The sequence below is a fragment of the Rhodoferax sp. genome, from assembly GCF_039922535.1.
GTDB lineage: Bacteria > Pseudomonadota > Gammaproteobacteria > Burkholderiales > Burkholderiaceae_C > Rhodoferax_B.
The window spans coordinates 1-4,515 of sequence record NZ_JBDTEM010000290.1 but is presented as its reverse complement, the minus strand read 5'-3'; the positions used below and the strand labels follow the sequence as shown (position 1 = coordinate 4,515).

The following is a 4,515-nucleotide window of genomic DNA, read 5'->3' as shown; positions in this document are numbered from 1 at the left end:
CCCCTCTGTATGCGCCGAGGAGCGCAGCTTTGGGCGGAAGAGGGCTGGCGTTGTTTGAGCCGCAGGCGAGTTTAGCCAGACCCCGCCCAAAGCGCGCACCGCAGGTTCCCGCAGCGAAAGCGGAGGGTGCAGGTAGTGGGGGTGGCCTTTTCTTTGGTGACTTTCTTTTGGCCACGCAAAAGAAAGTTACTGCCCTGCCGGGGGCACAGCCCGGCCAGGGATATCTATTAACGCCAACCCGCCAATAGGGGTCAGAGCCCCAATGCGAGATAGACCCTAAGCAGCCCGCCAAAATTCCGCGCGCAATGGGGGTCTGACCCCTATTGGCTACATCCCGGCAGCTCATCGTGCCCGCCATTTCTCGGCCAGGCTGGCAAAGCCCAGGTAGATCACCGGCGTGGTGAACAGAGTCAGCAGCTGGCTGACGATAAGCCCGCCGACCATGGTCACGCCCAGCGGGTGGCGCAGTTCGCTGCCCACGCCGCTGCCCAGCATCAGCGGCAGCGCGCCCAGCAGCGCGGCCAGCGTGGTCATCAAGATCGGCCGAAAGCGCAGCAAACACGCCTGGTGGATGGCAGCACGCGGGCTCAAACCCTGCTCGCGCTCGGCGTCCAGCGCGAAGTCGATCATCATGATGGCGTTTTTCTTCACGATGCCGATCAGCAGCACGATGCCGATGATGGCGATGATGTCCAGGTCCAGCCCAAACACCAGCAGCGCCAGCAGCGCACCCAGCGCCGCCGAGGGCAGGGTGGACAAAATCGTCACCGGGTGGATGAAGCTCTCGTACAGCACGCCCAGCACGATGTACATGGTGACTATGGCCGCCAAAATCAGCAGCAGCGTGTTGTTCAGCGAAGCCTGGAAGGCCAGCGCCGCGCCCTGGAAGCTGGTCTCGATGCTGGCGGGCAACTGCAAGGCTTTTTCTTCGGTTTGGATCGCCGCGACCGCGTCGCCCAGCGAATGGCCGGGCGCGGTGTTGAAGGAGATGGTGGCCGATGGAAACTGCCCCGCGTGGTTCACCGCCAACGCCGCCGATTTTTCCACCACCTTGGCCACACTCGACAGCGGCACCTGCACGCTGTTGGCACCCGTCACATACAGTTTGGACAGCGCCTGCGGCCCCAGCCGGTCTTGCGGCCCCACCTCCAGCACCACGCGGTACTGGTTGGACTGGGTGTAGATGGTGGAAATCAGCCGCTGACCAAAGGCGTTGTACAGGGCGGTGTCGATGGCCGCCACCGTCACCCCCAGTTGCCCCGCCGCGATGCGGTCGATCTCCACATAAGCCTGCAGGCCCTTGTCTTGCACGTCGCTGCCCACGTCGGCCAGCTGCGGCAGGCCGCGCAGGCGCTCCAGCAGGGCGGCGGCACCGGTGTTGAGCTCGTCAAAACTGGGCGACGACAACAGGAACTGGTACTGCGTCTTGGAGATGCGGTCTTCGATGGTCAGGTCCTGCACCGGCTGCATATAGACCTCGATGCCCGCTACCTTGCGGCTGGCATCGCTCAGGCGGCGCAGGATAGCGCTGGCCGATGCGTCGCGCGCTGCCTTGGGCTTGAGGTTGATCAGAATCCGGCCCTGGTTCAGCGTGGTGTTGACTCCGTCCACACCGATGAAAGACGACACGCTTTGCACCGCGCTGTCTTGCAAAATTACCGCCGCCAGCGCCTGCTGCCGGTCGGCCATGGCGGCGAACGAGCTGCTCTGCGCCGTCTCGGTCATGGCTTGGATGACCCCCGTGTCTTGCAGCGGGAAGAAGCCCTTGGGCACCACAAAATACAGCCAGCCGGTCAGTACCACCGTCAGCACAAATACGATCAGCGTGCCGACCTGGCGCGCCAGCACCCAGTCCAGCGCCACGCCGTAGCGGCGGATCAGGCTGTCAAAAAACCGGCCCGTGGCCTGGTAGATGCGGCCATGGCTTTCCTCGGGCGTGTGCTTGAGCAGGCGCGCGCACAGCATGGGGGTAAAGCTGAGTGAGACGACGGCCGAGATCAGGATGGACACCGCTAGCGTGATGGCAAATTCATGGAATAGCCGGCCCACCACATCGCCCATAAACAGCAGTGGAATCAGCACCGCAATCAGCGAAATCGTCAGTGAAATGATGGTGAAGCCGATCTGCTTCGCACCCTTCAGCGCGGCATCAAATGGCTTCTCACCTTGCTCCACGTAGCGGGCGATGTTTTCGATCATCACAATTGCGTCATCCACCACAAAGCCGGTAGAAATCGTCAGCGCCATCAGGGTCAGGTTGTTGATTGAGAAGCCGGCCAGGTGCATCACACCAAAGGTGCCCACCAGCGACAAGGGCACGGCCAGGCTGGGGATCAGCGTGGCCGAGCCGCTGCGCAGGAACACAAAAATAACGGCTACCACCAGGCCAATTGCCAGCAGCAGCTCCATCTGGGTGTCGTCCACCGTGGCGCGGATGGTCACCGTGCGGTCGGTGAGGATTTGCACGTCCAGCGAGGCCGGTAGCGTGGACTGCAGCTTGGGCAGCAAGGCCTTGATGCGGTCGGTGGTGTCGATTACGTTGGCGCCGGGCTGGCGCTGGATATTCAGGATGATGCCGGGGGTGAGCTGGCGCCGGGCCGCCCCAAGACAGCTGCCCCCCTGGGGGGGAGGTGGCGCAGCCGCTTCGGGGGGGCACATGCCTGCCCAGGCGGCAAGTCGGATGTTTTCCGCATCGTCCACCACATTCGCCACATCCTTCATGCGGATCGGCGCGCCGTTCTTGTAGGCCAGGATCAGATTCGTGTACTCGGCGGCGGAGCGCAACTGGTCGTTGGCGTCGATGGTCGAAGCCCGCAGCGGGCCGTCGAAGCTGCCCTTGGCCTGGTTGGTGTTGGCTGCAGAAATGGCGGTGCGCACATCGTCCAGCGCCAGGCCCACGCCGGCCAGCTTGCTCGGGTCGGCCTGGATGCGCACGGCAGGGCGGCCGCCTCCGGCCAGCGCCACCAAGCCCACGCCTTCGACCTGCGACAACTTGGGTGCCAGCCGGTTTTCCACCAGGTCGTGCACGCGGATCACCGGCAGCGAGGGCGAGGTGATCGCCAGGGTCAAGATCGGCGCATCGGCCGGATTCACCTTGCTGTAAGTGGGCGGCATCGGCAGGTCGCTGGGCAACAGGTTGCTACCGGCGTTGATGGCGGCCTGCACCTGCTGCTCGGCCACGTCCAGCGACATCGACAGCGAGAAGCGCAGTGTGATCACCGACGCGCCGCCGGAGCTGGTGGATGACATCTGCGCCAGCCCCGGCATCTGGCCAAACTGGCGCTCCATCGGCGCGGTGACGGACGAGGTCATCACGTCCGGGCTGGCACCGGGGTACAGCGTGGTGACTTGGATGGTGGGGTAGTCCACCTCGGGTAAAGCCGATACCGGCAGCATCCGGTACGCCAGCAGCCCGGCGATCAGAATGGCCAGCATCAGCAGCGACGTGGCCACCGGGCGGAGGATGAAAAGGCGGGAGATGTTCATGGCGCGGCGAAGCCCGGTTCAACTACCGGCGGCTTCTTTCTGCCGACGCTGCTCGCGCCTTTGTTCGATGAAGGCTTTGCGCTCAGTGGGCGACATCTTCAGGAACTTGTCTTGCGCCTCTTGCGGCAGACGGTCTAGCCAGCGGGGGCGTTCCTCGGCGGCGGTTTCCGTGCCGGGTGCTTCTGGTTTTGTAGCTGCCGCCGCAGATGCTGCCTGCGCTGGAGGCGTATTTGGCTCGTATTTTTGGCGCTTGCCTGTATTGCTTGCCTGGGCGGCAATCACCTCCACCTTGGCACCTTCGCGCAGGCGGTCGGCCCCGTCGGTCACCACTTTTTCGCCCACCGAGATGTCGCCCCGCACGCTGACCGCGTCGCCGTCGGTGGCACCCAGTTGGACGATGCGCACGGTGACGCTGCCGTCGTCCTTGACGGCATACACATACGTGCCCTGCGTGCCACGCTGCACGGCGGCAGAGGGCACCACCATCGCGTTGGCCAGTGTGCCCAGCTGCAGCACCACGTTGACAAACTGGTTGGGAAACAGCGCGCCGTCGGCATTGGCAAACTGGGCTTTCACTTTGAGTGTGCCGGTGGTGGTGTCGATGGCGTTGTCGGTACTGGCCACCTTGCCCACGGCCAGCTTGTTTTTCAGGGCGCGGTCCCAGGCTTCGACCACCAGCGGGGCTTTGGCGGCCAGCTTCTGGTTGATTTGCGCCACATTCGCCTCGGGTACGGCAAACACCACATTCAACGGCTGGGTCTGGGTGATGCTGACCAGCCCATTGGTATCGCTGGTTTGCACCATATTGCCCACGTCCACCTGCCGAAAGCCCAGCCGCCCGGCAATGGGCGCGCGCACCTGGGTGTACGAGAGCTGTAGCTTGGCGTTATCGACCTGGGCCTGGTCGGTCAGCACCGTGCCCTGCAGCTGCTTGACCAGCGCGTCCTGCGTGTCCACCACCTGTTTGGCAATCGAGTCCTTGGCCAGCAAATCCTGGTAGCGGGCCATGTCCAGCTGGGCGTTGCGCAA

General features: G+C 64.0%; 2 protein-coding genes. Both read right to left on the bottom strand.

Annotated features, from left to right (window positions below; all coding sequences use genetic code 11):
• Nucleotides 1-342: 342 nt before the first annotated feature.
• Nucleotides 343-3,486, bottom strand: a complete 3,144-nt coding sequence (locus ABI213_RS13560; RefSeq protein WP_348027519.1) for an efflux RND transporter permease subunit — start codon at nt 3,484-3,486, stop codon at nt 343-345.
• 18 nt (nt 3,487-3,504) lie between these two features.
• Nucleotides 3,505-4,515, bottom strand: a 1,011-nt coding sequence (locus tag ABI213_RS13555; RefSeq protein WP_348027517.1) for an efflux RND transporter periplasmic adaptor subunit, incomplete at its 5' end; no start/stop codon positions are given.

Excerpts from the sequence above, each read along its gene's own strand:
- ABI213_RS13560 (WP_348027519.1), bottom strand. The coding sequence starts at position 3,486 with ATGAACATCTCCCGCCTTTTCATCCTCCGCCCGGTGGCCACGTCGCTG.